General features: G+C 59.3%; 24 protein-coding genes. 13 read left to right on the top strand and 11 right to left on the bottom strand.

The window, feature by feature from the left end:
• Positions 1–86: 86 nt before the first annotated feature.
• The 3 genes from ACR0NA_RS05110 to preA are packed head-to-tail and all read left to right on the top strand — an operon-like array spanning position 87 to position 3,625.
• Positions 87–1,421: an NAD(P)-dependent oxidoreductase gene (locus ACR0NA_RS05110; protein ID WP_480726659.1), complete on the top strand. Its 1,335-nt coding sequence runs from the start codon at positions 87–89 to the stop codon at positions 1,419–1,421.
• A gap of 45 nt (positions 1,422–1,466) precedes the next feature.
• A complete protein-coding gene (locus tag ACR0NA_RS05105) occupies positions 1,467–2,303 on the top strand; it encodes a methyltransferase domain-containing protein (protein ID WP_480726658.1) in 837 nt (278 codons plus the stop codon).
• Positions 2,304–2,320: 17 nt separating this feature from the next.
• Entirely contained in the window at positions 2,321–3,625 is a 1,305-nt protein-coding gene (gene preA / locus ACR0NA_RS05100) for an NAD-dependent dihydropyrimidine dehydrogenase subunit PreA (RefSeq protein ID WP_480449145.1), read from the top strand.
• A 307-nt stretch (positions 3,626–3,932) separates the two neighbouring features.
• Here the strand turns inward: preA and ACR0NA_RS05095 are convergent, their stop codons facing one another.
• The gene (locus tag ACR0NA_RS05095) at positions 3,933–4,541 is read right to left on the bottom strand and encodes a TetR family transcriptional regulator C-terminal domain-containing protein (RefSeq protein ID WP_480726655.1); all 609 of its coding nucleotides are present in this window, start codon (positions 4,539–4,541) and stop codon (positions 3,933–3,935) included.
• 170 nt (positions 4,542–4,711) lie between these two features.
• Between ACR0NA_RS05095 and ACR0NA_RS05090 the strand changes: the two genes are divergently transcribed.
• The 10 genes from ACR0NA_RS05090 (at position 4,712) to ACR0NA_RS05045 (ending at position 14,131) form a co-directional block, all read left to right on the top strand.
• On the top strand, positions 4,712–5,962 hold the full coding sequence (locus ACR0NA_RS05090; RefSeq protein ID WP_480726653.1) for a Zn-dependent hydrolase: 1,251 nt from the start codon (positions 4,712–4,714) through the stop codon (positions 5,960–5,962).
• Positions 5,959–6,516, top strand: coding sequence for a hypothetical protein (locus tag ACR0NA_RS05085; protein ID WP_480726651.1), 558 nt, complete (start codon positions 5,959–5,961; stop codon positions 6,514–6,516). Before ACR0NA_RS05090 ends, ACR0NA_RS05085 begins: the two co-directional genes overlap by 4 nt.
• A complete protein-coding gene (hydA, locus tag ACR0NA_RS05080) occupies positions 6,513–7,967 on the top strand; it encodes a dihydropyrimidinase (RefSeq protein WP_480726649.1) in 1,455 nt (484 codons plus the stop codon). The genes ACR0NA_RS05085 and hydA overlap by 4 nt, the downstream gene beginning before the upstream one ends.
• Positions 7,968–8,022: 55 nt before the next feature.
• A complete protein-coding gene (locus tag ACR0NA_RS05075) occupies positions 8,023–8,820 on the top strand; it encodes an ABC transporter ATP-binding protein (RefSeq protein WP_170650396.1) in 798 nt (265 codons plus the stop codon).
• A 24-nt stretch (positions 8,821–8,844) separates the two neighbouring features.
• Positions 8,845–9,777, top strand: a complete 933-nt coding sequence (locus ACR0NA_RS05070; protein WP_480449156.1) for an ABC transporter permease — start codon at positions 8,845–8,847, stop codon at positions 9,775–9,777.
• Positions 9,774–10,619 carry an ABC transporter permease gene (locus ACR0NA_RS05065; RefSeq protein WP_480726647.1) on the top strand — a complete coding sequence of 282 codons (846 nt, stop codon included), beginning with the start codon at positions 9,774–9,776 and terminating at the stop codon, positions 10,617–10,619. The genes ACR0NA_RS05070 and ACR0NA_RS05065 overlap by 4 nt, the downstream gene beginning before the upstream one ends.
• A gap of 79 nt (positions 10,620–10,698) precedes the next feature.
• Complete coding sequence (locus tag ACR0NA_RS05060; RefSeq protein WP_480726643.1) at positions 10,699–11,688, top strand: ABC transporter substrate-binding protein; 990 nt, start codon at positions 10,699–10,701, stop codon at positions 11,686–11,688.
• Positions 11,689–11,849: 161 nt separating this feature from the next.
• Positions 11,850–12,563, top strand: a complete 714-nt coding sequence (locus ACR0NA_RS05055) for an ABC transporter permease (RefSeq protein ID WP_480726641.1) — start codon at positions 11,850–11,852, stop codon at positions 12,561–12,563.
• Positions 12,556–13,296: an ATP-binding cassette domain-containing protein gene (locus ACR0NA_RS05050; RefSeq protein ID WP_480726639.1), complete on the top strand. Its 741-nt coding sequence runs from the start codon at positions 12,556–12,558 to the stop codon at positions 13,294–13,296. The genes ACR0NA_RS05055 and ACR0NA_RS05050 overlap by 8 nt, the downstream gene beginning before the upstream one ends.
• 19 nt (positions 13,297–13,315) lie before the next feature.
• The gene (locus tag ACR0NA_RS05045; RefSeq protein ID WP_480726637.1) at positions 13,316–14,131 is read left to right on the top strand and encodes an ABC transporter substrate-binding protein; all 816 of its coding nucleotides are present in this window, start codon (positions 13,316–13,318) and stop codon (positions 14,129–14,131) included.
• Positions 14,132–14,150: 19 nt separating this feature from the next.
• On the opposite strand, the gene ACR0NA_RS05040 is transcribed toward ACR0NA_RS05045, so the two are convergent.
• From ACR0NA_RS05040 to ACR0NA_RS04995, 10 genes are all read right to left on the bottom strand, one after another.
• Positions 14,151–15,023 carry a substrate-binding domain-containing protein gene (locus ACR0NA_RS05040; RefSeq protein ID WP_480726635.1) on the bottom strand — a complete coding sequence of 291 codons (873 nt, stop codon included), beginning with the start codon at positions 15,021–15,023 and terminating at the stop codon, positions 14,151–14,153.
• Positions 15,024–15,149, bottom strand: a complete 126-nt coding sequence (locus tag ACR0NA_RS05035; protein WP_480726633.1) for a hypothetical protein — start codon at positions 15,147–15,149, stop codon at positions 15,024–15,026.
• Positions 15,150–15,162: 13 nt separating this feature from the next.
• Positions 15,163–16,425: a c-type cytochrome gene (locus ACR0NA_RS05030; protein WP_480726631.1), complete on the bottom strand. Its 1,263-nt coding sequence runs from the start codon at positions 16,423–16,425 to the stop codon at positions 15,163–15,165.
• Entirely contained in the window at positions 16,426–17,607 is a 1,182-nt protein-coding gene (locus ACR0NA_RS05025) for a formate dehydrogenase subunit gamma (RefSeq protein ID WP_480726629.1), read from the bottom strand. It abuts the gene before it with no gap.
• A 123-nt stretch (positions 17,608–17,730) separates the two neighbouring features.
• Positions 17,731–18,324, bottom strand: a complete 594-nt coding sequence (gene fdh3B, locus ACR0NA_RS05020) for a formate dehydrogenase FDH3 subunit beta (RefSeq protein WP_170650376.1) — start codon at positions 18,322–18,324, stop codon at positions 17,731–17,733.
• Positions 18,325–18,335: 11 nt separating this feature from the next.
• The gene (locus tag ACR0NA_RS05015) at positions 18,336–21,230 is read right to left on the bottom strand and encodes a formate dehydrogenase subunit alpha (protein WP_480726627.1); all 2,895 of its coding nucleotides are present in this window, start codon (positions 21,228–21,230) and stop codon (positions 18,336–18,338) included.
• A 104-nt stretch (positions 21,231–21,334) separates the two neighbouring features.
• Complete coding sequence (locus ACR0NA_RS05010) at positions 21,335–21,523, bottom strand: twin-arginine translocation signal domain-containing protein (protein ID WP_170650372.1); 189 nt, start codon at positions 21,521–21,523, stop codon at positions 21,335–21,337.
• Positions 21,524–21,585: 62 nt separating this feature from the next.
• Complete coding sequence (locus ACR0NA_RS05005) at positions 21,586–22,197, bottom strand: molecular chaperone TorD family protein (protein WP_170650370.1); 612 nt, start codon at positions 22,195–22,197, stop codon at positions 21,586–21,588.
• Between the two features lie 4 nt (positions 22,198–22,201).
• Positions 22,202–22,780 carry a DUF3306 domain-containing protein gene (locus ACR0NA_RS05000; RefSeq protein ID WP_480726623.1) on the bottom strand — a complete coding sequence of 193 codons (579 nt, stop codon included), beginning with the start codon at positions 22,778–22,780 and terminating at the stop codon, positions 22,202–22,204.
• Positions 22,777–23,331 carry a DUF3305 domain-containing protein gene (locus tag ACR0NA_RS04995; protein WP_480726621.1) on the bottom strand — a complete coding sequence of 185 codons (555 nt, stop codon included), beginning with the start codon at positions 23,329–23,331 and terminating at the stop codon, positions 22,777–22,779. Before ACR0NA_RS04995 ends, ACR0NA_RS05000 begins: the two co-directional genes overlap by 4 nt.
• Positions 23,332–23,509: the final 178 nt, after the last annotated feature.

Here is a 23,509-nt window from a genome sequence, read left to right as displayed (position 1 = left end):
ACCATTTGGCAAATTTTACCAATTGATAAAATTTTTGTTTGTGGCAAGCTGGGGTCATAACAAACATATCTACAGGGAGTAGAGTGATGGCACAGGGCCAGATGGCTCCCGGCGTCGTGGCCGGGCGGCTTTCCAGCGATGAGCTGACCTCGAATTTCGCGGATCTGCATCCGCCATTTGCGCCGCACGAGGCGGCAGTGGCTGCTGATCGGTGTTATTTCTGCTATGACGCGCCATGTGTTACGGCGTGTCCGACGGACATCGATATTCCGGTGTTCATCCGACAGATTCAGGCGGGACAGCCCGAAGCGGCGGGCAAGACCATTCTGGATCAGAACATCTTGGGTGGGATGTGCGCCCGGGTATGTCCCACGGAAACGCTTTGCGAGGAAGCCTGCGTTCGCGAAACCGCCGAAGGCAAACCGGTCGAGATTGGCCGGCTTCAGCGGTTTGCAACCGATAGCGTGATGACTGCGGGCGAACATCCGTTTGACCGCGCAGCCTCTACCGGCAAAACAGTTGCGGTTGTTGGGGCAGGGCCGGCGGGTCTGGCCTGTGCACACCGTTTGGCAATGTTTGGCCATGATGTGGTTATCCACGAATCCCGGCCGAAACCTGGCGGTCTGAACGAATACGGCATTGCTGCTTACAAGGCGACGAACAACTTTGCCCAGGCCGAGGTCGATTGGCTGCTGCAGATCGGCGGCATCGCGATCGAAACCGGGTCATCGCTTGGCGATACGATTTCTCTGGACGGGCTGCAGGATGCGTATGACGCGGTGTTTTTGTCCATCGGACTGGCAGGCGTAAATGCGCTGCGCGCCGAAGGAGCGGACAAGGACGGTGTGCATCACGCGGTTGATTTCATTGCCGAAGTGCGGCAGGCGGACGATCTGGCGAACCTGCCGGTAGGGCGCAATGTCGTGATCATCGGCGGTGGTATGACTGCTGTGGACGCAGCGGTGAAATCGAAGCTTTTGGGCGCGGAAAACGTGACCATCGCCTATCGCCGCGACCGCGATGCAATGGGTGCCAGCCGATATGAACAGGATCTTGCGGCAGCCAATGGCGTCAAGATCATGTGCAACGTGCAACCCGTTGCAGTTCACGGCAATGGCACTGCGGCTGAGATCGAGCTGGAGTATACTGCAACCGTCGACGGCAAGCTGTCGGGAACCGGAGAAACCACTCGGGTACGAGCCGATCAGGTTCTCAAGGCTATCGGCCAGACCTTAGAGGGCGCGCCGGACGGTCTGACGCTGGATGGCAACAAGATCGCTGTAACCGGGCCGGGGCGAACCTCGATGGATGGCGTCTGGGCCGGTGGCGATTGCGCGGCAGGCGGTGACGACCTGACCGTGACAGCCGTTGCTGAAGGGCGGGATGCTGCAATGGACATCCATGCGACACTGATTTCGTGATAGATTGGGGTATTCCACCCCATTTTTGTCGCTGAGGTATTGCAAATGTCTACGATCGAAAATGCAGTTGCGCGCCACTATACGACCGGTGCCCTGACCCAAAGAGTAAGAGAGGCGCTGCAAGCCAGCGGCGTCGATCCCGATGCCGCCACGGCGGCTGATCTGAAGGCCGGGGATGAATTCCACACTGGCGGCGTCGCGGCGACGGACCACCTGTTCGCGCAACTGTCGCCAAATCACGCCACCCGTGTGCTGGACGTGGGGTGCGGGATCGGCGGTACATCGCGATATGTCGCGGACCACTACGATTCCACGGTAACCGGCATCGATCTGACGCCGGAATTCGTGGAAACCGCCACGGAGTTGAGTGATCTGGTCGGGCTGGGCCACAAAACGACGTTTCTGGTCGGTAGCGCACTGGATATGCCGGTGCCGGATTTCGGTTTCGATCTGGCGGTCATGCTGCATGTTGGCATGAACATCCAAGACAAGGCAGGGCTGTTTGCCGAGGTTGCAAGGGTGCTTTCCACGGGGGGAACCTTTGCGGTGTTCGATGTGATGGGCGGAAGCGTTGACGAGGCGCTGAAGTTTCCGTTGCCTTGGTCAACTGCCCCGGAAACGTCCTTTGTTGACGCGCCTGACACCTACAAGAACGCGGCAGCTGCGGCAGGGCTGGATTTGGTTGCGGAAACAGACCGGACCGAATTCGCAACCGCGTTCTTCGAAGAGGCCTTTGCCCGCATTGCCGAAAGCGGTCCCCCGCCTTTGGGGATTCACCTGATGATGGGTGAAACCGCACCGGAAAAGTTCGGCAACTACGTCGAGAACATACACGCCGGGCGCATTCGCCCGACAGAGATGATATTCAGGAAATCCGGCTGAGCCGGTAAGGAGGACCCATGGCCAATCTGACGACAGACTTTCTTGGAATTTCCAGTCCAAACCCTTTCTGGCTGGCATCGGCACCGCCAACGGACAAGGAATACAACGTGCGCCGGGCGTTCGAGGCCGGATGGGGCGGGGTGGTCTGGAAAACTCTGGGTGAGGAAGGCCCGCCGGTGGTCAACGTGAACGGGCCGCGTTATGGCGCGATCTATGGTGCAGACCGCCGTTTGCTTGGCCTTAACAACATCGAACTGATCACGGATCGCCCCCTTGAGGTCAATCTTGAGGAAATGGCCCGGGTCAAGGCGGATTACCCCGACAGGGCGCTGATCGCGTCGATCATGGTGCCTTGCGAAGAAGGGGCATGGAAGGCAATCCTGCCGCGCGTGGCCGAAACCGGGGCGGATGGGATCGAGCTGAACTTTGGCTGTCCCCACGGGATGAGCGAGCGCGGAATGGGCAGTGCCGTGGGGCAGGTGCCGGAATATATCGAAATGGTCACCCGCTGGTGCAAGCAGTACTACGACAAGCCGGTGATCGTGAAGCTGACGCCAAACATCACGGATATTCGCAAACCGGCGACGGCGGCCAGAAACGGCGGCGCTGATGCGGTCTCGCTGATCAACACGATCAACTCGATCACCAGTGTCGATCTGGATACCTTCAGCCCCGAACCGTCGATTGATGGCAAGGGCAGTCACGGTGGCTATTGCGGACCAGCGGTCAAACCGATTGCTTTGTCGATGGTCTCGGAAATTGCCCGCAACTCCGAAACGCACGGGCTTCCGATTTCGGGCATCGGCGGGGTTACAACATGGCGCGATGCGGCAGAATTCATGTCGTTGGGATGCGGGACGGTTCAGGTATGTACTGCCGCGATGACCTATGGGTTCAAAATCATCGACGAACTGACGGCCGGGTTGTCCAGATGGATGGACGAAAAGGGCTACACGAACGTGTCCGAAATCGTCGGCCGCGCTGTTCCCAATGTGACCGACTGGCAGTACCTGAACCTGAATTACGTCGCCAAAGCAAAGATCGATCAGGATCAGTGCATCAAGTGTGGCCGTTGCTATGCGGCGTGCGAAGATACCAGCCATCAGGCCATTTCGATGTCACCCGATCGTGTGTTCGAGGTGATAGATGAAGAATGCGTGGCCTGTAACCTCTGCGTCGATGTCTGTCCTGTCGAGAACTGCATCTCGATGGTGCCGATGGCTGCGGGCGAGGTTGATCCGCGCACCGGAAAAGTTGTTCAGGAAGAATACGCCAACTGGACGACCCATCCCAATAACCCGATGGCGAAGGCGGCAGAATAGGCAGAGAATTTTCGTCGAATAATCTCAATCGAGAAATTCGACGAGTCTTCTTAGAACAGAAAGTCCTTCGGCCCGTAGTGGGAAATGACAGTAAATTATTTGGCGGTGCGGATCAGATGAAATTCGCGCCGCCTTTTTCCTGATTTGAAGCAGTTATGCCTGACCTCACACTCTACCCCTGTCACCAACCGGCGCACGACGACGCTCCGTTGTGCGGATTAGGTCAAAAACAGCTGGGCAATCCAGGCTCAGGGTTGGGGCTGGCTACAATCATGGCAAAAATTGCCCGACTACGTTTAAACGATGCTTAGGGCGCCAGAAGTTTGCGATACACCGTATCGATAAATGGTTCGGCCCCCTCAAACGGGTCTTCTTCGCCAAGAATTGCACGCACCTGAACGTCGAAATCGGCATAGTGCTGGGTCAGCGCCCAGATGGAAAACACCAGATGATAAGGGTGAAGCCGCGCGATTTTGCCCTGATCCATCCAGCGCGTCAGAATTTTGGTCTTGTCGTCGACAAGTCTTTTCAGATCCTCTGAAAGAGCCTGGTGAATACGCGGCGCGCCCTGAACCAGCTCATTGGCAAACAACCGGCTTTCGCGTGGCAGTTCACGGCTCATCTCAAGCTTGCGGCGCGTGTAGGATAGGATCTCTTCAAGCGGATCGCCGTTTTCGTTCAGATCGTGCAGCGGTGCCAGCCATGTATCCAGCAAGCCGGAAAGCAGCGCGGTGTGAATCGCCTCTTTCGACGGGAAGTAGTACAGCAGGTTGGGTTTGCTCAGACCGGATTCGGCAGCAATCTGATCCACCGTTGCCCCGCGAAATCCATGCGCTGAAAAGACATTCAACGCTGCCTCCAGAATGGCGGCGCGGTTCTTTTTCTGAATGCGGGTCGGTGCGCGATCCTTGGGCATTTTCTTCGGTTGTCTCTTTTTCTGCCAATCAGGGGGCAATTATGCCGAAATTTCCGGCTGTGCCATGCAATTTCTTGACTGATGTTGAACCCGTGATAGCGTGAGTTTGACCAGATGGTCAAATCACGACACCAAAAGCGAGCCAATTCGCAAGCAACAGGGGAAAACACATGGCAGCTCCGGCGCAGAATCTCAGAATCAATGGTGACCGGTTGTGGGACAGTCTGATGGAGATGGCCACGATCGGACCGGGTATCGCGGGTGGTAACAACCGGCAGACCGTGACCGACGAAGATGCCGAAGGACGCGCCTTGTTTCAGAAATGGTGCGAGGATGCGGGCTGCGCCATGGGGCTGGATCAGATGGGCAACATGTTTGCCCGGCGCGAGGGAACCGATCCCGATGCGCTGCCTGTCTATGTCGGTTCGCATCTGGATACGCAGCCTACAGGCGGAAAGTATGATGGGGTTCTGGGGGTCCTCGGCGGGCTCGAGATCATTCGCACCCTGAACGATCTGGGTATCAAGACCAAACATCCCATCGTTGCAACAAACTGGACCAATGAAGAGGGGACGCGCTTCGCCCCGGCGATGTTGGCCTCGGGTGTGTTTGCTGGAATGCATACGCAGGACTGGGCCTATGATCGCGAGGATGCCGAGGGAAAGAAATTCGGTGACGAGCTGAAACGGATCGGTTGGCGTGGCGAAGAAGAGGTCGGTGCCCGAAAGATGCATGCGTTTTTCGAGCTGCACATCGAACAGGGACCCATTCTCGAGGCCGAGGAAAAGGACATCGGCGTCGTCACGCATGGTCAGGGGCTAAGCTGGACGCAGGTGACAATTACCGGCAAGGACGCCCATACCGGATCGACCCCGATGCCGATGCGCAAGAATGCGGGCCTGGCGATGGCACGGGTGCTGGAAAAAGTGGATGAGATCGCTTGGTCCCACGCTCCCCACGCCGTCGGAGCCGCAGGGCATATCGATGTCTTTCCCAATTCGCGTAACGTGATCCCGGGCAAGGTGGTTTTCACCGTCGATTTCCGCTCGCCCGATCTGGAGGTGATCAAGGATATGGAGGCCCGCTTGCGCGTTGCGGCCCAAGACATCGTCGACGATATGGGGCTGTCCGTTGAATTCGAAAAGGTCGGCGGTTTCGATCCGGTCGACTTCGATGAAAACTGCGTAACGGCAGTGCGTAATGCGGCGGAAAGACTGGGTTATTCGCATACGGACATCATTTCGGGTGCGGGACACGATGCCTGCTGGATCAATCGTGTTGCCCCGACGGCGATGGTGATGTGTCCCTGCGTGGATGGCCTGAGCCACAACGAGGCCGAGGAAATCAGCAAGGAATGGGCGGCCGCAGGGGCTGATGTTCTGTTTCACGCGGTCGTCGAAACCGCGGAGATAGTGGGGTGAAACCGGATCGCCTCTCAAAAGGGTCAATCCTGTTTGCCAGCTTTGCAATATTGCTGGGCCTGCTTGCTGTTTACTTTCTTGTTGATCGGTATCGGTCAATGCAGCAAGAGCTCAACGCCGCTAATATCAGTGTCGAATTCTATCAGGAACGTGATGCGCAGCTAATCGAGTTGTTCCTTGTTGAGAATGACGTCTTCGGGATGCTCGACCGGGCGAAAAACGCCGAAACGCCGGGTGAACGCTTGATCGCTGTTCAGGAACTGGACGTGTTCATTCAGGAGGCGCTCGCGCTGGTCACAGACCTCCCAACCGGCTCGATCGGGGACGCCTCTGAATGGGTCAAACTGTTTAGCGCCATTGCGGCCGTGGTTGGTTCACTCAGTTCGACAGTGATTGCGGTTATGCTCTTTCTCCGGGATTCCAAGAGGTCCCAGCTGGAGAATGAAAAACTTGCGGTCGAAATCGCCCAACTGAAACTTGATTTAGCGAGAACTACGCCCGCTAAAGGTACAGAACATATAAACAAAACAAATCCGAACGGAGCCAGCTCATGACCACAGTGATCAAAAATGGAACCATCGTTACTGCCGATCTGACGTACAAGTCCGACGTAAAGATCGAAGCAGGCGTAATCACGGAAATCGGTCCTGATTTGAAGGGCGACAAGGAACTGGATGCAACCGGGTGCTACGTCATGCCCGGTGGCATCGATCCGCATACGCATCTGGAGATGCCGTTTATGGGGACATATTCCAGTGATGACTTCGAAAGTGGAACGCGGGCTGCTCTGTCCGGCGGAACCACAATGGTGGTCGATTTCGCGCTGCCCAATCCGGGCGAAAGCCTGCTGGACGCGCTGAAACGCTGGGACAACAAATCGACGCGTGCCAATTGCGACTACTCGTTCCACATGGCCGTGACCTGGTGGGGCGAGCAGGTGTTCGATGACATGAAAACCGTGATCGAACAGCGTGGTATCAACACCTTCAAGCACTTCATGGCCTATAAGGGCGCGCTGATGGTGAATGATGACGAGATGTATGCCTCGTTCCAGCGTCTGGCCGAGCTTGGCGGGATCGCCATGGTCCATGCCGAGAACGGCGATGTGGTTGCCGAACTTTCCGCCAAACTGCTGGCCGAGGGAAATACCGGCCCCGAGGCGCATGCCTATTCCCGACCGCCACAGGTTGAGGGCGAGGCCACAAACCGGGCCATCATGATCGCTGACATGGCGGGTGTGCCGCTCTATGTGGTGCATACGTCCTGCGAAGAAAGCCACGAAGCCATTCGCCGGGCACGGATGCAGGGAAAACGGGTCTGGGGCGAGCCGCTGATCCAGCACCTGACACTGGATGAAAGCGAATATTTCAACGCCGATTGGGACCATGCCGCGCGACGCGTTATGTCGCCGCCGTTCCGGGACAAAAAGCATCAGGACAGCCTGTGGGCCGGGCTGCAATCCGGATCGCTGTCGGTTGTGGCAACCGATCACTGCGCCTTTACGACCGAGCAAAAACGCTATGGCGTCGGTGACTTCACCAAGATCCCGAACGGAACCGGTGGGCTGGAGGACCGGATGCCGATGCTGTGGACGCATGGCGTGGCGACCGGGCGTCTGACGCCGAATGAGTTCGTGGCCGTAACCTCGACCAATATCGCCAAGGTTCTGAACTGTTATCCCAAGAAGGGTGCGGTTCTTGTTGGGGCGGATGCGGACCTAGTTGTCTGGGATCCGGAGAAATCCAAAACTATTCAGGCATCTACGCAGCAATCTTCAATCGACTACAACGTGTTTGAAGGCAAAGAGGTCAAGGGCCTTCCGCGCTTTACCCTGACTCGTGGACAGGTCGCCGTTCATGATGGTGAGATCCGCACACAGGAAGGCCACGGCAACTTTGTTGCGCGTGAGGCGAACACGACCGTGAACAAGGCGCTGAGCACCTGGAAAGAGCTGACGGCGCCCAGACCGGTCGAGCGGACCGGTATCCCGGCAACCGGCGTGTAAACCTCTGGAGCTGCCGGTTTGGCAGCTCTCAACGATCTCTTTTCAAGGCAATAGAATGGACACTGAAAGCAATACCCAGCCCGTTATCGAGGCAAGGCAGTTGGATCTGGTGTTTCAGACCAATGACGGGCCGGTCCACGCACTCAACGATGTGAACCTGACGATCGACAAGGGCGACTTCGTCAGTTTCATCGGCCCGTCGGGCTGTGGCAAAACTACCTTTCTGCGATGCATCGCGGCACTGGAAAATCCCACCGGCGGCACGCTGAGCGTCAATGGCATGACCCCGGACGAGGCGCGGCGGAACAGGGCTTATGGCTATGTGTTTCAGGCGGCGGGGCTATACCCGTGGCGGACGATCGCCAAGAACATAAAGTTGCCGCTTGAGATCATGGGTTACTCTCGCGATCAGCAAGAAGATCGCGTTAACAAGGTTCTGGAACTTGTTGATCTTGAAGGATTTGGCGGAAAGTTTCCATGGCAGCTTTCGGGGGGGATGCAACAGCGTGCGTCGATCGCGCGTGCCTTGGCCTTTGATGCCGATATCCTGCTGATGGACGAACCCTTCGGCGCCCTGGACGAGATTGTGCGCGATCACCTGAACGAACAGTTGTTGCAGCTTTGGTCACGCACGGACAAGACCATCGGCTTTGTCACGCACTCGATCCCCGAGGCGGTCTATCTCAGCACAAAGATCGTGGTGATGAGTCCACGCCCGGGGCGGATTACCGACGTGATTGAAAGTCCCTTGCCAAAGGAGCGCCCGCTGGACATTCGCGACACGCCCGAGTTTCTGGAAATCGCCCACCGCGTGCGCGAAGGGCTAAGAGCGGGGCATGCCTATGACGATTGATATCGCCGCGAAAGAGGGCGCCGCATGAAGAACCTGTTGCCCATTCTGGCGGTTCTCGCCGCTATTGTCGCCATCTGGTATGCCGCCGTTGCGCCCATGAATATCCGCGTGGCACTGGATCAGGCCCAGCGGTCCGGTGAAGTCGTGACACCCGAAACCTCGCGCGTCCGGCAGAACACCTCGGTCTGGTACCTGATGGCGGTCAATCCGTCACATATCTCCAAAGGCTATGCGCTGGATCGTCCGAGGCTGCCGACGCCGGGGCAGGTCGGTCAGGAGTTGTGGAAAACCACCGGTGAGATGGCGCTGCGTGGACGCGCGCTGTCGAAACGCTCGTTGATCTATCACGCCGGCATCACCTTGCAGTCGACGCTTTGGGGGTTCCTGCTGGGCACCACGCTGGGCATCGCGGCGGCGGTGGCAATCGTCTATTCGCGCGTTGTCGACATGAGCCTGATGCCGTGGGCGATCATCAGTCAGACCGTACCCATCGTGGCGCTGGCGCCAATGATCATCGTGGTCAGCTCACAGGTCGGGATCGAAGGGCGGGGCGTGCCCAAGGCCATCATCTCGGCCTATCTGTGCTATTTCCCGGTACTGGTGGGCATGGTCAAAGGCCTGCGCTCACCATCCGCATCTCAGCTGGACTTGCTAAAAACCTATAATGCGTCAGGGGCGCAGGGGTTCTTCAAGCTGCGTTTGCCCTCGTCGATGCCCTACCTGTTCACGTCGCTCAAGATCGGCATCGCCGCGGCGCTGGTGGGGACGATTGTGGGCGAACTTCCGACCGGGGCTATCTCGGGGCTGGGCGCGCGAATCCTGATCGGGGATCAGTTTGGAACGCCATTGGCCATCTGGGCCGCTTTGTTGGCAGCCGCAATACTGGCCGGGCTGTTGGTGACGCTGCTGGATATCCTGCAGCGCGTGGCCCTCAAGCGAATGGGGATGAACACATGACCTGGTTATCCCTTGCATTGCTTTTTTGGGGGCTGGCCTGGTGGGCCAACTATCGTCTGGCGATTTCCAAATGGAACAAGACACGGGGCGTACGCGTTTTGGTCCCGGTTCTGTTCGGCGTCACCCTTTTGGTGTTGTGGGAAGGTCTGGTGCGGGGGCTTGACGTCTCGCCGGTCATCCTGCCGCCGCCTTCTGACGTGGCCGAAGAGTTCTTCAATTCGACCGCCACGCTTTGGGAGGACTTCCGCCAGACCGTGTTCAAGGGTGCGCTTACCGGGTTTGTCATCGGCAGCATCGCGGCCTTTGCTTGTTCAATCGCCATCGACCGCTCGTCCTTCTTGACTCGCGGGCTGCTGCCGATCGGCAATTTCGTGGCAGCACTGCCCATTGTCGGCATCGCGCCGATCCTGGTCAGCTGGTTCGGGTTCGACTGGCACTCAAAAGCGGCCGTGGTCGTGGTAATGGTGTTTTTCCCGATACTCGTGAACACGGTGCAGGGCCTGCGGGAAACCGACGCCATGCAGCGCGATCTGATGCGAACCTATGCGGCCGGATACTGGCAGACGTTGCTCAAGCTGCGCCTGCCCGCTGCGATGCCATTCATATTCAATGGTCTCAAGATCGCGACCACTCTGGCGCTGATCGGCGCGATTGTTGCCGAGTATTTCGGATCACCTACGCGTGGCATGGGTTTCCGCATTTCAACGGGTGTCGGCAGTCTGGATATCGATCTGGTCTGGGCCGAAATCGTAGTGGCGGCAATGGCAGGAACGGTGTTCTATAGCGGTGTTGCATGGATCGAAAAGGCGGTGACATTCTGGCACCCGTCACAACGAAGATAAGAGGAACCGAGCCAAGACATTAACCTACAAGACCCCCGCATCAATAAGGGGGCAAAGTTTCAACAAGGAGAAAAGACAGATGAAAAAGCTACTTAGTGGGGTGACTGCGGCCTTCACACTGGCAGCCGGTGCCGCATTGGCCGCTGATGAGGTCAATCTGCAGCTGAAATGGGTCACGCAGGCCCAGTTCGCCGGATATTACGTTGCCAAAGACAAAGGGTTCTATGAGGAAGAGGGTCTGGACGTCACGATCCTGCCGGGTGGCCCCGATATCGCGCCGACGCAAGTGATCGCCGGGGGCGGAGCGGATGTCACGGTCGAGTGGATGCCCGCCGCGCTGGCTGCACGCGAAAAGGGACTGCCGCTGGTCAATATCGCCCAGCCGTTCAAAAGCTCGGGTATGATGCTGACCTGCTGGAAAGATGCGGGCATCGCCTCGCCCGAGGATCTCAAAAATCGCACTTTGGGTGTCTGGTTCTTCGGCAACGAATTCCCGTTCATGAGCTGGATGAGCCAGCTGGGAATTTCAACCGACGGCAAGGGCGAGAGTGGTGTCGAAGTTCTCAAGCAGGGCTTTAACGTCGATCCGCTGCTGCAGCGTCAGGCCGATTGCATCAGCACCATGACCTACAACGAATACTGGCAGGTCATTGACGCGGGCGTGAATCCAGATGACCTCGTGACCTTCAAATACGAAGATCAGGGCGTCGCGACGCTTGAGGACGGTCTCTATGTGCTCGAGGAGAACCTGAGCGACCCGGCATTTGCCGACAAGATGGAGCGTTTCGTTCGCGCTTCGATGAAGGGCTGGAAATATGCCGAAGAAAACCCGGATGAGGCTGCGCTGATCGTTCTCGACAATGATGAGACCGGTGCCCAGACCGAGACGCATCAAAAGCGCATGATGGGTGAGATCGCCAAGCTGACGGCAGGGTCGAACGGTGCGCTGGACCCGGCAGATTTCGAGCGTACGGTAAACACTCTGCTGGCCGGTGGTTCCGATCCCGTTATCACCAGTCAGCCTGAAGGTGCCTGGACCCATCAGATCACGGATGGGGCTCTGAACTAAGTCGCCAAAGCGAAACGACAGATGTCGGTAACGCGGTCCCTACGGGGCCGCGTTTTTCGTTGCACTTGCCGGTTTTGGCGTTTGATCGCGGCAAGGAATGACCTAGTATTACTGTGAAATAACGCGCATTTAATCCCGTTGCCAGTCGGATGTGGTAAGTAATGCAGAATTTTGCATCAGAATTCAGTCAGGCGGCCTCTCTGATCCTGGAGGGGGATGCCGAGCTGTGGGCTATCGTTCTGCTTTCTCTGCGCGTTTCCGTCTTTGCGGTGCTGATTTCGGCGCTGATCGGGATGCCTGTCGGGGCCGCGCTGGCGGTTTCGCGTTTCCCCGGACGGCGCGCCCTTATCGTGTTGATGAATGCCCTGATGGGGCTGCCGCCCGTCGTTGTGGGCCTCACGGTCTATTTGATGCTATCGCGTTCCGGGCCGTTGGGCGTGCTGCAATTGCTGTACACGCCCACCGCCATGATCATCGCACAGGTGGTTCTGGTCACACCGATTGTGGCCGCGCTGACGCGTCAGGTGATCGAAATGCTGGCCGAGGAATATTCGGAACAGCTTCGCTCGATGGGCGTATCCCGGCTTGCATCCGTGCCGGTGTTGCTGTGGGATGCACGGCTTGCGCTGATCACGGCTTTGCTGGCCGGATTTGGACGCGCCATCGCCGAGGTCGGCGCGGTGATCATCGTCGGCGGCAATATCAACCACGTGACGCGCGTCATGACCACGTCCATCGCGCTTGAGACGTCCAAGGGCAATCTGGCGCTTGCGCTTGCACTGGGTGCCATTCTGATCGGCATCGCGGTTGCAGTGAACGCGCTGGTCAGTTTCCTCGGCCTGCGGGCGGAACAGGAAGGGCTGCGGCATGCGTGATCTGGCCCCTGATATGTTGAGTGGCCTGAAGGTCCAGAACCTGCGTATTGGCCGCAACGGCAGCACGTTGCTTGACGTGCCGGGACTGGTGCTGGACGGACCCGGGCCCACCCTGATCCTTGGTCCCAACGGAGCTGGCAAAAGTCTGTTGCTGCGCTGCTTGCACGGGCTGATCCTGCCGGATCAGGGGCAGGTGCTGCAGGATGAAAAGCCGCTGAGAGCCGAGCAAAAGGCGCGACAGGCGATGGTGTTTCAGCAACCCGTTCTTTTGCGCCGCTCCGTCGCGGCCAATCTGGACTTTGTGCTCAAGCGACAGCAATTGACGCGTGCTGTTCGAAAACAGCGTATCACCGATCTGCTGCAAGAGGGCGGGCTTAGCGGCAAGGCCCGGCAGGCGGCACGCTCGCTTTCGGGCGGCGAGGCGCAGAGGCTTGCGATTCTGCGCGCGCTGGCATCCGATCCCGAAATCCTGTTTTTGGACGAACCCACCAGCGCCCTTGATCCGACGGCCACGCAACAGATCGAGCGCATGATCATGCGCGCTTCGACGCGTGGTGTGCGGATCGTGATGGTCACCCATGACATCGGACAGGCGCGCAGACTTGCGGCGGATGTTGTAATGATGCATGGCGGGCATGTCGTTGAACATGGCGCAACAAAGCAGGTGCTGGACGCCCCCGCAAGCACTGCCGCGCGCCGCTATCTGGCCGGTGGGCTGGTGACTGAGCTTTAAGTGAGCAGGAGACTCCGGAATGATCGGAAATCTGATCCGCGCAGGATTGATTGCGCTTGGCCTGACCGCAGGGTCCGTCAGAGCAGAAGAGCCGTTCATCATCGTGCAATCCACCACCTCGACCCAGAATTCGGGATTGTTTGACCATATCCTCCCGGGCTTTGAGGCCGAGACGGGCATCGACGTGCGTGTAGTCGCGGTTGGCACAGGTCAGGCCATAAGGAACGCAGTGAACGGTGACGGAGACGTTCTGCTGGTACATGCCAAACCGGACGAAGAGAAATTCGTGGCCGATGGCTGGGGCGTGGAACGGTCCGATGTCATGTACAATGATTTCGTGCTTGTTGGCCCGAAATCCGATCCGGCGCAGGTAAAAGGCAGCGCGGATATCGTCGCGGCGCTGACCGCGATTTCGCGTGCCCAAGCCCCGTTTGCTTCGCGTGGGGACGACAGCGGTACGCATAAGGCCGAGCTAAGCCATTGGGACGCGGCCGGGGTCGATGTCGCCGGTGCATCAGGCGAATGGTACCGTGAAACCGGATCGGGCATGGGGGCCACGCTGAACATCGCCAGCGGAATGGGGGCTTATGCACTGACGGACCGCGCGACTTGGCTGTCCTTTGGCAACCAGGGCGACCTTGAGGTGCTGGTCGAAGGCGACCCGAGGCTGTTCAACCAGTATGGCGTCATTCTTGTGAACCCCGAAAAACACCCCGGCGTTCGCGCGGCGGCTGGCCAGCGGTTCATCGACTGGCTGACGGGTGAGCATGGGCAGGCCGCGATTGCATCCTACATGCTTGAAGGCGAGCAGTTGTTCTTTCCGAACGCCAACTGAATTCGCGACAGCGGTGTTTCTATCCGCTGGCCCCGTTGTGGTGGATGCGGCCTAATGACGAAATGTCATAGCCGCCCAATTCGGCAGCCCGGTCCGCAAACCGGCTGCTTTGCAGGAACCGGATCAGCCTTTGCATCGGCTCGTCAAAAAAGGCCCTGCGCCAGACGGCCAGATCAAACCGTTCCTCATGCGTTGCAGCAAATTCCAGTCCGTAAAGACCGGCAAGGGCGCCCAGACCAAAACCGGCTTCGGCCTTGCCATCATGCAGGGCAATGGCCAGTTCCTCTTCGGTCCGCGCACAGGCAGGCAACGGTTCCAGATCGCCCCGCGTCAAACCGTGTGCTGCAAGCTGTTCGTCGAACAGGCGCTGACTGGCCGCGCTGTCCTGACGAAGCATCACGCGCCGCCCCTTGAGATCCTCAAAACCGGAAATTCCTGTGACCCCGGGGGCCAGCAACAGCCCACGCTGGCGGCAGGCGACTTCGTACAGAACAACCGGCGCTTCGCCCAGCGTGTCCCGCAGGGATTGCGTGTTGAACCCGTTTTCCTCGTGGATATGCAGGGCAGCGGCCTGTGCGGCCCGATCCGCAAGGCGGGTCAGCCCGTCAAACGATCCGTCGTAATAGGTGGCCAGTCCCGATCCGCTTTCCCGCAGGGCCCAGTCCAGCAAGGGATCATGGCTGCCTGCAACAATCGGGGGCAGGGGCGGTTCCGCCACCTCGGGGCCGGATCGGGATGCATTCAGCCATGCGATCACCTCGGCGCGCGGGAACAACAGTTTGCCCATGGCGCGAACACAGGGAACCTCGCCCGACGAGGCCAGATCGTAGGCTTTGCGCTCGCCGATGCGCAGCAGGTCGGCCAGTTCACGGGTGGTCAGATACTCGGACATTCAGTCGAGACGCACCGCAGAACCCGCGCTTGCATCAGCCGAGGTTGGCCCCAGCCGATCCAGCGTGAACGGCGCAGCTGCAGTGATGACGATCATCGCTGCGACGGCTGCAAGAAAGGCTTTCATCTGTTCCTCCGGCTCAGTCCTTTGTTGCCGTGGCGCGGCGCAGAAAGGCGATCAGATCGGCGCGGTCCTGTGGGCCCGTGATCCGTTGCATCGGCATCTTGGACCCCGGAATGTAGTGATCCGGCCCCTGATCAAACAGAGCGTTAATCGTTTCGTCATTCCAAACGATATCAGAGTCTTGCAGCGTGTCCGAGTACAAATATTCATCAAGCGTACCAGCCCGGCGTCCGAAAACTCCGTACAGGGTCGGACCGGCGCGTCGTTGCCCGTCCGGTGTCAGGCTGTGGCAGATTGAACATTTCCGCGCGAATTGCCGCTCGCCATTGTCCATTTCACCGGGGTTTTTCAGAAATTCGGGCTCAGACCCCGCCATCTGGTCGTGTTCACCCAGCGAGGCAACCGGCCAGCTATACATCGCCTCATCAATTCCGCCCGCGTGAATGTTCAGCCCATCCGCCGAAAATGCCAAGGCCCAGACCGGGCCGCGCAAGGTGGCACGGAAATCATGCGCGATGCGCCAATCCACCGTATCGATCACCATGATGAACCCTTCGCCGTCCCCAACCGCCAGTAATCGCCGGTCCGGGCTGAGGGCGAGGGCCAGAATGGGGCGGCGCTCCAGCGTGAAATCGCGTTCCTCGCCGGTTTCCAGATCGAAAATGCGTGTTACCCCGTCCACTGCGCCATAAGCGATCCAGCCGTCCTGTGCGTTCAGGGCCAGTTCGTTGATGCCAAATCCATGCTCGACCAGCCGCTCGGTTTCCTGGCCGCTGGTCAGGTCCCAGACGCGCAGCGCCCCGTCCATGCCCGCAGAATACAAAACGGACCCATCGGGTGAAAACTCCACCGCGTTCACCCCGCTGCCGGTCGGGCCCAGCATTTGCGGTTCCGAACCATCTACCGGCCATATACCGATTGTGCCGTCCCAGCTGGCCGTCGCGACATGGGTTTTTGAGGCGGCGATGCCCACGATCTTGCCTTTGTGCCGACCAACGATATTCCCGCCGGGCCAACGCCGCAGGGTAAAGTCGTCACCCGCCGAGTAAATTGCCGTGCCGTTAAAGGCGACGCTGGTCACGGCGGCCTCGTGCCCCTCAAGCCATTCCGGCCTGCGTCCCGACCAGACGCCGATGGAATTGTCGAAGCTGGCCGTCGCAATCCGCCCGTCCGGCGCGGTTGCAATTCCCATGATCGGGCCGCCGTGACCTTTCAGCGTAAAGAACTCTGCCGCGCCCGGAAGCGGCAGCAAGGCAAAGGCCAGAATCAGCGCGCGCATCTATTCCGCTGGCGAGGCCGCGCCGTCCTTGGCCTCTTCCGCCTGTACATCTTCCAACCACAGTGAATGATGTTCCCGCGCCCATTGCTCTTCGACTTCACCCGTGCCCATGGCGTCGAACGCGCCTTCCATACCGATCGAGCCCAGATAGATATGCGCCAGAATGATCGCGATGAAGGCATAGGCCACCATAACGTGCCAGATCTGGGCATACTGCATCTCTTCCTGCGGGGACATCTGGTCGGGCAGGCTCAGACCCACGGCCTGCGGCAATCCGGTCGCGTTGGCGATCGAGAAGGTTTTGGCAAACAGCGGCATTTCGAACGGGAACAGCAGCGACAGCCCGGACAGGCTGATCGACACGCCCAGCAGGATGCACAGCCAAAAGATGACCTTTTGCCCTGCATTGAATTTCTTTGCGGGCGGGTGGCTGCCCTTGGTGAACAATCCGCCACCAGCGGCCAGCCATTTCAGATCGGTGCGGTCGGGCAGGTTATGCGCGATCCAGTTCAGCGTGACGATCACCAGCCCCAGCATGAAGGCCCAGGCGATATTGTTGTGCAGCCATTTGCAGGCCTGCGCCACAGCCGCAAAACCTTCTTTGCCAAAGACCGGAATCAGGAAGTCTCGGCCATACAGCGTCAGCAGGCCCGTGACACCCAGAACCAGAAACGACCCGGCAAACAGCCAGTGGCCAAACCGTTCGAACCCTGAGAACCGGGTGACGGTGCGCCCGGTCCTGTCGCCCTCGATGCGAATACGGCCCCGGATCACGAAGAACAGCAGCAATACAACCAGCATCCCGCCCAGTATGTATGTCCCGTACTCCCGCAATGGACCGGTACGGAAAGTCAGCCACCACATGCCGCCGTCCTGAATGACAACACCCGATGCAGGCCCACGGGAAGAAACCGTGACATCAGCCGACCCATAACGCAGCGCCCGGTAGACATCGCTGTCCGAGGCTACGCCGCGGGTTCCAAGCTGTCCGATCAGCCCCTCGGCATTGCCCTGTCCTGTATTGTCTGAACGATAAGTGTTGTCGACCTTTTCGCCGCGCTGGCGGGCCAGAATATCCTCCAGCGTCGTCGCGCCTCCGGTTTCCGGGCGTTCGGGCGCTTCCTGTGCAAAAGCGGGCAGGGACAGGCAAACAAGACAGATCAAAAGTCGCAGAAACGGCATGGCACCCTCTTCGACGGATTGTGGGAACTCATCCCGCGATCAAGCGGGACCAAGAATTTTCATCGAAAATTCTCCTGCGGCAGGGGCACGCAACACCGCGCCCCTGCCAGCGAACAAAGAGGATCAGCCACCTTTCTGGTCGTAGGCGGTGCCCCAACCCCATGCGCCTGAGCCAAATCCGCGCGCCACGACGCGTTCGCGGTAAACGGCGGACACCACATCGCCGTCACCGGCCAACAGCGCCTTGGTCGAGCACATCTCGGCACATAGCGGCAGCTTGCCTTCGGCAATCCGGTTGCGCCCGTATTTGGCGAACTCGGCGGTTGAATGGGTTTCCTCGGGGCCGCCGGCGCAGAAGGTGCATTTGTCCATCTTGCCGCGCGATCCGAAATTGCCCGCCTGCGGATATTGCGGCGCACCGAACGGGCACGCGTAAAAGCAATAACCGCATCCGATGCACAGGTCCTTTGAGTGCAGAACCACACCATCCTCGGTCTGATAAAAGCAATCCACCGGGCATACCGCCATACAGGGCGCGTCCGAGCAATGCATGCAGGCCACCGAGATCGATCGTTCACCCGGTTTGCCGTCATTGATCGTCACCACCCTGCGGCGATTGATACCCCAGGGCACCTCGTGCTCGTTCTTGCACGCGGTCACGCAGGCATTGCATTCGATGCAGCGTTCAGCGTCGCAGAGAAACTTCGCTCTAGCCATTTTCGTCCTCCTTACGCTGCCCAGATCTTGCAGAGAGTACACTTGCTCTCCTGCATCTGGGTCACTGAATCATAGCCATAGGTCTGAGCGGTGTTCGAGCTTTCGCCCAACACATAAGGATCGGCCCCTTTCGGGTATTTGTGCCGCAGATCCTCACCCTGGAAATGGCCGCCGAAATGGAACGGCATAAAGGCCACCCCGGCACCGACCCTTTCGGTCAGCATTGCCATCACCTTGACCTTGCCGCCTTCGGGACCTTCGACCCAGACCTGACTTCCGTCGCGAATGCCAAGGTTGTTGGCGTCGCGTGGATTGATCTCGACGAACATGTCCTGCTGCAACTCGGCCAGCCACGGGTTAGACCGGGTTTCCTCGCCGCCACCCTCATACTCGACCAGACGACCTGACGTGAGGATTATTGGATAATCCTTTGAAAAGTCGTTCTTTTGGATCGAAGCATACAGGGTAGGCAGGCGATAGGCCTGACGGTCCTCGTAGGTGGGGTAATCCTCGACCAGATCGCGCCGATTGGTATAGAGCGGCTCGCGATGGATCGGGATCGGGTCCGGGAAGGTCCAGACAACCGTCCGGGCCTTGGCATTGCCAAAGGGCGCACAGCCATGGGCAATCGCAACCCGCTGGATACCGCCCGATAGGTCGGTTTTCCAGTTGGTCTTCTCAGCCGCCACGGCATCAATTGCGGCGCGTTCCTCGGCCGTCAGGTCGCCGTCCCAGCCAAGGTCCATCAGCATCTGCATCGTGAATTCGGGATATCCATCCTGAATCTCCGACCCGGCGCTATAGACACCTTCGGCCAGCAGGTTCTGACCGTCCCGTTCCACGCCAAAGCGGGCGCGGAAGGTCAGGCCGCCTTCGGCCACCGGTTTGGACATGTCATAGAGGTTCGGCGTACCGGGATGACCCATCTCTGCCGTACCCCAGCAGGGCCATGGCAAACCGTAGTATTCGCCGTCATTCGGACCGCCGATGGCCTGCAGCGTGGTTCTGTCGAACGTATGCTGGTTAGCCATGTGGCTTTTGATCCGCTCTGGCGACTGCCCGGTGTAACCGATGGTCCAGAGGCCCGAGTTGAACTCACGCGTGATGCTTTCAACATTCGGGGTCTCGGCGTCCTCCATCTCGATATTGCGGAAGAACCGGTCGGCCCAGCCGAACTTGTTGGCGAACTTGGCCATGATGACCTCATCCGGCAGGCTTTCGAACAGCGGCTCGACAATGCGATCCCGCCACTGCAACGAGCGGTTCGAGGCCGTGACCGAGCCACGGGTTTCGAACTGCGTACAGGCAGGCAGCAGATAGACGCCATCGGTGCGGTCATGCAGCACGGCGGAAACGGTGGGATACGGGTCGATTACGACCAGCATGTCCAGCTTTTCCATCGCCGTCTTCATTTCCGGCCCGCGTGTCTGTGAATTGGGCGCGTGGCCCCACAGAACCATGGCGCGGACGTTGTTGTCCTGATCCATGTTGGCCGGGTCTTCCAGAACACCGTCGATCCAGCGCGAGACCGGGATACCGCGTTCGTTCATCAGCGGCTTGTCCTTGCCCTCCTTGTCCTTGATCGAGGCGAACTGGCCTTTCAGCCATTCAACATCTTCGCCCCAGACGCGTGACCAATGGCCCCAGGCAGCGGCGCTCAGGCCATAATACCCGGGCAGGGTATGGGACAGAACACCAAGGTCCGTCGCGCCCTGAACATTGTCATGGCCGCGGAAGATATTTGTGCCACCACCCGATGTGCCCATGTTGCCAAGCGCAAGCTGCAGCACACAATAGGCGCGGGTGTTGTTGTTGCCGTTGGTGTGCTGGGTTCCGCCCATGCACCAGATCACCGTACCGGGACGGTTATTGGCCATGGTGCGCGCAACACGGCGTAGCTGTGATCCGGGCACGCCGGTGACGCGCTCGGTTTCTTCGGGCGTCCAGTTGGCGACCTCTTCGCGAATCTGATCCATGCCCCAGACACGGGTGCGGATGAACTCTTTGTCCTCCCAGCCGTTGTCAAAGATGTGCCACAGGATACCCCAGATCAGGCCGACATCGGTGCCCGGACGGAACCGGACATATTCATCGGCATGCGCCGCGGTGCGCGTAAAGCGCGGATCGCAGACGATCAGCGGCGCGTTGTTCTGCTCTTTCGCGCGCAGAACATGCAGCAGCGAGACGGGGTGCGCCTCGGCCGGGTTGCCGCCGATGATGAATATGGCCTTGGAGTTATGGATGTCATTGTACGAATTGGTCATGGCGCCGTAGCCCCATGTATTCGCAACACCCGCAACGGTGGTTGAGTGGCAGATACGGGCCTGATGGTCCACGTTGTTCGTGCCCCAATAGGCGGCGAACTTGCGGAACAGATAGGCCTGTTCGTTGTTATGCTTGGCCGAGCCCAGCCAGTAGACACTGTCCGGCCCGCTTTCCTCGCGGATCTGCATCATGCCGTCGCCGATCTCGTTGATCGCCTCTTCCCAGCTGATGCGCTTCCACTCGCCGCCTTCCTTCTTCATCGGATATTTCAGGCGGCGTTCGCCATGGGCGTGCTCGCGAACCGAGGCCCCCTTGGCGCAATGTGCACCTAAGTTGAACGGGCTGTCCCAACCGGGTTCCTGCCCGATCCAGACGCCGTTTTGCACTTCGGCAATCACTGTACAGCCGACAGAACAATGGGTGCAGACGGATTTCACGTTCTCAACGGCCCGATTGGCCGCTGTCTGGGCGCTGGCTGGCGTCACAGTTCCACCCGTGGCGCTGATCGCGGCAAGGCCGCCGATCGTCAGGCCCGAGCCACGCAGAAATGCGCGGCGATCGACGGTTTTCTCGCCGATCTGGGACAGGATACTTGTCCGCTGGGGGCGTCTCGCAACCCCGTTGGTCTTTTTCCTAAGCATTGGTTTCCTCCCTTGCGCGCCATGTGAGCCATGGCTGGCTTGGTACTTCTCGTGCCGACATCAGGGCCAATCGCAACCGTCAGTCGGAGTGAAGGCGTCCGATCTTAGAACCGGGTGCTTTCGACGTAGGCGCGGGTATGCGCGGTATCCTGAATGCGGGTCTCGTCGACGGGTAGTTCAGCCGCCTCCGCTTCACCGCTCAGGCTGGCTGCGGCGACGGCAGCGGGTGCTGCGGTTCCGGCCAGTTTCAGGAAGTCACGGCGGGTTGCGCCGGTTTCCTTGGTCTTGCTCATGGGACTCCTCCTTTCCCATTTGCGATCTAGCGCCCGGTCAGGCGCTGGCGAGTGGCAGCGGATCACGCTGCCGTCATTCGGAAGGCCTCCCGCTCGATCTCCATGAAAGTCCGGCCGGCAGTACCGACGGATGCATAAAGAACCGAGTTTTCGGCGGCTTCCAAATCCGAATAAAAATGCCCGGCCCAAGGGCTGATATGCCTGTTCCAGAAAGTCTTTTGATCGTCCAGCGGGGCAGGCGGCCCAAACCGGCCGATGATCATCCCCGCCATGACCTCCATCAGCGAGGCAATATTGTCTTCGGGTTCGAATACGTTGGGTGCCCGCGTAATGCCGCGCGCGGCCATATCGTTGCGCAGTTGCGCCAACGGTTTCTCATTCAGAAAGCCTGTCAGATAGAAACTCGCATAAGGCAGCAGCTCACCGCGTCCCAGACCGATGAACAGGGCGTTGAACTCTCGTTCGGCGGCTGCGGGCTTGGTCACTCTGGCAACCCGTGACATGGCCTGAATGGCCTGTCCCAACTCAGTCTCATCTCCGCTCAGCCCGGCCATCTGGTCCAGAAGCATCTGATCGGGCGGGCCGGACAGCAAGAGGCCCAGAAAGTTGTAGAAATCAGCGCGCAGGCGATCCTCAGCCGAGATATCCAGATTTTGCGCGTTGTTTGTGGTCATTGGGTCATCCTTCAAACTCGAACTTCATGCGGCGCGGGGCGGGCGAGGGCACTTGCGGCTCCTCCACCTCTGTCGTTTCGACGAATTGCACCTCGGCCTGTACCGTTTCCTCAGCCACCTCCGGCTGTTCGTCGGCTTCGGCCACTTCGGGTATGTCCTCGACTTCCGGGCTTTCCTCGTCAGCTGCCGCAAGCGCCTGGACATGCGCCAGCATTCCCTTGCCGACCTGATAGGCGGTCGGGATGTTCTCGATCACGCAGGCCGCATCGGTATAGTCCTCGCCGTAATCGACCAGGCCGTCTACATTGGCCAATACCGGGTTCAGGCGCCACAACCGGCGCAGTGCACGGCGACGCAGACGATCTGGCACCGCTTTGGCCATGAACCCGGATACATCATCTCCGGGTTGCAGGTGATCCGGATCGGGCAGGTTGAACTCGGCCAGAATTTCGGCATCCGGTTTTTCTTCCAGCTCAGCGTGTTTTTCAGCGATGGCTTGCGCTTCTGCCGCGGCACCCTCAGCCTCGATTTCGGCCTGAACGGCGGCCTTGCGGCGGGACCAGAAATCGCGGGCCTGAGTCATTGGACGACCCTCCGCGGCGAGCGGTAAACGTCTGAGTCCTGCCGGATGCGCGCATCGCCCCGACCATCCTCGACCAGATCCACCCGCTTCTTGTCGCGGCGGCGTTTGACGAACACATCCTCGCGGTGGTGCTGCAGCGTGAAATCCCGAACCCAGGCAATCAGCCCCTCGGTCATCGGGACCTTCTCAACAATCTCTTCGCCCGTATCCGCATAGTCCTGACCCTCGAACGGAGAGGCTGTGACCAGCGCGGCCGTCAGCGGACGGTCCCCGTCGGGTTCATTGCGCAGCACCAGATATATAGAAGGTTGCCCATCGGCGAGGTTCGCCATGTAGGCTTCGGTCTCGGCGGCCCACAAGGTCAGGGGCAGGGTGGCCGCATGGTATTCGATCGCGTCACCCTCGCGCCGCAACTCGACCCAGTCCGCAGGTCCGGCACCGGGCAGCACCGCCACCGCGCGCCAGTTCCATTTTGCCCAGCGGGTCACGCCGGGCGTTTTGCGCACGACGACTCCCAACGGCATTTCAATGTGGATTGCGGCCTTGGCCACGCGGTCCTCCCCAGAAGGCTCTCCCCTGCCTTCTCTGATGTGTACTATGGTACATAAATTGGCCTCGTGCCAAGTCCAGATCGATTGATGCAGGCAGGAATCACCATTTTTTGTTCTATTGCCGTGCGGATATCCGACACCTCTGGCAATGCGTGGGGTGTGAACTATAGTGCATAAA

This window comes from Ruegeria sp. C11 (genome assembly GCF_056537725.1).
This window is presented reverse-complemented; position numbering and strand designations above follow the sequence as displayed.

What these genes read in the sequence shown, in the direction of transcription:
- ACR0NA_RS05065 (WP_480726647.1), top strand. Translation starts at nt 9,774, where the DNA reads ATGACCTGGTTATCCCTTGCATTGCTTTTTTGGGGGCTGGCCTGGTGG.
- ACR0NA_RS05015 (WP_480726627.1), bottom strand. Translation starts at nt 21,230, where the DNA reads ATGCTTAGGAAAAAGACCAACGGGGTTGCGAGACGCCCCCAGCGGACA.
- ACR0NA_RS05035 (WP_480726633.1), bottom strand. Translation starts at nt 15,149, where the DNA reads ATGAAAGCCTTTCTTGCAGCCGTCGCAGCGATGATCGTCATCACTGCA.
- ACR0NA_RS05030 (WP_480726631.1), bottom strand. Translation starts at nt 16,425, where the DNA reads ATGCGCGCGCTGATTCTGGCCTTTGCCTTGCTGCCGCTTCCGGGCGCG.
- hydA (WP_480726649.1), top strand. Translation starts at nt 6,513, where the DNA reads ATGACCACAGTGATCAAAAATGGAACCATCGTTACTGCCGATCTGACG.
- preA (WP_480449145.1), top strand. Translation starts at nt 2,321, where the DNA reads ATGGCCAATCTGACGACAGACTTTCTTGGAATTTCCAGTCCAAACCCT.
- ACR0NA_RS05010 (WP_170650372.1), bottom strand. Translation starts at nt 21,523, where the DNA reads ATGAGCAAGACCAAGGAAACCGGCGCAACCCGCCGTGACTTCCTGAAA.
- ACR0NA_RS05040 (WP_480726635.1), bottom strand. Translation starts at nt 15,023, where the DNA reads ATGTCCGAGTATCTGACCACCCGTGAACTGGCCGACCTGCTGCGCATC.
- ACR0NA_RS05070 (WP_480449156.1), top strand. Translation starts at nt 8,845, where the DNA reads ATGAAGAACCTGTTGCCCATTCTGGCGGTTCTCGCCGCTATTGTCGCC.
- ACR0NA_RS05000 (WP_480726623.1), bottom strand. Translation starts at nt 22,780, where the DNA reads ATGACTCAGGCCCGCGATTTCTGGTCCCGCCGCAAGGCCGCCGTTCAG.
- ACR0NA_RS05110 (WP_480726659.1), top strand. Translation starts at nt 87, where the DNA reads ATGGCACAGGGCCAGATGGCTCCCGGCGTCGTGGCCGGGCGGCTTTCC.
- ACR0NA_RS05090 (WP_480726653.1), top strand. Translation starts at nt 4,712, where the DNA reads ATGGCAGCTCCGGCGCAGAATCTCAGAATCAATGGTGACCGGTTGTGG.
- ACR0NA_RS05050 (WP_480726639.1), top strand. Translation starts at nt 12,556, where the DNA reads ATGCGTGATCTGGCCCCTGATATGTTGAGTGGCCTGAAGGTCCAGAAC.
- fdh3B (WP_170650376.1), bottom strand. Translation starts at nt 18,324, where the DNA reads ATGGCTAGAGCGAAGTTTCTCTGCGACGCTGAACGCTGCATCGAATGC.
- ACR0NA_RS05045 (WP_480726637.1), top strand. Translation starts at nt 13,316, where the DNA reads ATGATCGGAAATCTGATCCGCGCAGGATTGATTGCGCTTGGCCTGACC.
- ACR0NA_RS05095 (WP_480726655.1), bottom strand. Translation starts at nt 4,541, where the DNA reads ATGCCCAAGGATCGCGCACCGACCCGCATTCAGAAAAAGAACCGCGCC.
- ACR0NA_RS05075 (WP_170650396.1), top strand. Translation starts at nt 8,023, where the DNA reads ATGGACACTGAAAGCAATACCCAGCCCGTTATCGAGGCAAGGCAGTTG.
- ACR0NA_RS05060 (WP_480726643.1), top strand. Translation starts at nt 10,699, where the DNA reads ATGAAAAAGCTACTTAGTGGGGTGACTGCGGCCTTCACACTGGCAGCC.
- ACR0NA_RS05005 (WP_170650370.1), bottom strand. Translation starts at nt 22,197, where the DNA reads ATGACCACAAACAACGCGCAAAATCTGGATATCTCGGCTGAGGATCGC.
- ACR0NA_RS05105 (WP_480726658.1), top strand. Translation starts at nt 1,467, where the DNA reads ATGTCTACGATCGAAAATGCAGTTGCGCGCCACTATACGACCGGTGCC.
- ACR0NA_RS05025 (WP_480726629.1), bottom strand. Translation starts at nt 17,607, where the DNA reads ATGCCGTTTCTGCGACTTTTGATCTGTCTTGTTTGCCTGTCCCTGCCC.
- ACR0NA_RS05055 (WP_480726641.1), top strand. Translation starts at nt 11,850, where the DNA reads ATGCAGAATTTTGCATCAGAATTCAGTCAGGCGGCCTCTCTGATCCTG.